Here is a 1,325-nt window from a genome sequence, read left to right as displayed (position 1 = left end):
CGGATGCTCCTATGGATGTCAAGGGGTGTTGAGGGCGGTGTAGTCGGCGAGGAGGGCGGTGTGGACCTCGCGGATGATGTAGCGCTTGAGGCAGCGGATGATCTCTTTGTTGGTGAGGCCTTGTTTGGTGCGTTTCTCTTGGTAGGCGCGGGTGCGGGGGTCGTGGCGCAGGCGGCAGAGAGCGATGGTGTGCAGGGCTTTGTTCGCGGCTCTGTCGCCGCCGCGGTTGAGGCGGTGTCGGTCGGTGCGTCCGGAGCTGGCGGGGATGGGTGCGGCGCCGCAGAGGTGGGCCAGGGCGGCTTCGCTGCGGAGCCGGTCGGGGTTGTCGCCGGCGGTGGTCAGGAGTTGACCGGCGACGTCGGGTCCGACGCCGAACAGTCCGCTGAGAGTGGGAGCGGTGCGGGTGACGGCGGGGCGTAGTCGCCGGTCGGCGAGGGTGATCTCGGCGGTGAGGGTCTGGATGCGGGCGGCGATCGCGGTGAGGGCGGCTTTGGTCGCCTCGACGGGATCGCTGAGCCGGGTGTCGTCGCTGGTGAGGCTGGCGCAGCGGTTGACCAGGTTCATGCCGGTGTGGCCGGCCAGGTCGGCGCGCAGGTTCTCGGGGGCGGCGGTGAGCAGACCGTGGAGCTGGTTGACGGCGGCGGTGCGGGCCTTGACCGCGCCGTTGCGGGCCACCCGCAGGGCGCGGATCGCCTCGACCGGTCCGGTGCGGGTCTTCGGCAGGCCACTGGCCTGTCCGGACAGGGCAGCGCGGGCGGCGGCCAGCGCGTCGATCGGGTCGGACTTGCCCTTCGTTCGCCGGGTCTTGCGGTCCGGCCGGTCGACCTCGACCACCATGATCTTCTGGCTGGTCAGGTAGCGGGCCAGACCGGCGCCGTAGGCGCCGGTGCCCTCGACGCCGATCTTCACGATCGTGCCGAAGGTTCGCAGCCAGACCAGCAACTGTCGGTAACCGGCCGCGGTGGCGGGGAACTGGCGATCACCGATTTCCCGTCCGGTCTGGTCGACCACGGCGGCGTGATGGGTCCGGCCGTGAGTATCGACGCCACCGGTGACCTTGCGCTTCTTGGCTGTCATGCTGGAACCGTCGTCCCTCTCGCTTGCACCGAACAGGGTCGGCACGCACTCGCCGGGACGGGCGGACAGGACAGTGACGGGACCTCTTGCACAGGCTCCTATCAGGTCACGACGCCCCTGCCAGTGACGTGCAGGAACGGGGTCACCCGGACCAAGCCGACGGATCCGCTCCAGGACAGCAACGTCGGTCAGGCGGTGAGTCAGACCAGGCCGGGTGACCCCACCCCTACATCCTCACTGTCAGGCGG

At 69.7% G+C, this 1,325-nt stretch carries 1 protein-coding gene; it reads right to left on the bottom strand.

Annotation, left to right across the window (positions count from 1 at the left end; genetic code table 11):
• Positions 1-18: 18 nt before the first annotated feature.
• Positions 19-1,077: an IS110 family transposase gene (locus tag F8279_RS29635; protein ID WP_151501706.1), complete on the bottom strand. Its 1,059-nt coding sequence runs from the start codon at positions 1,075-1,077 to the stop codon at positions 19-21.
• Positions 1,078-1,325 lie beyond the last annotated feature (248 nt).

Source organism: Micromonospora sp. AMSO1212t, assembly GCF_008868145.1.
Taxonomy (GTDB): domain Bacteria; phylum Actinomycetota; class Actinomycetes; order Mycobacteriales; family Micromonosporaceae; genus Micromonospora; species Micromonospora tulbaghiae.
The sequence above is the reverse complement of the archived record's forward strand: the minus strand, read 5'-3'. Positions and strand labels throughout refer to the sequence as shown.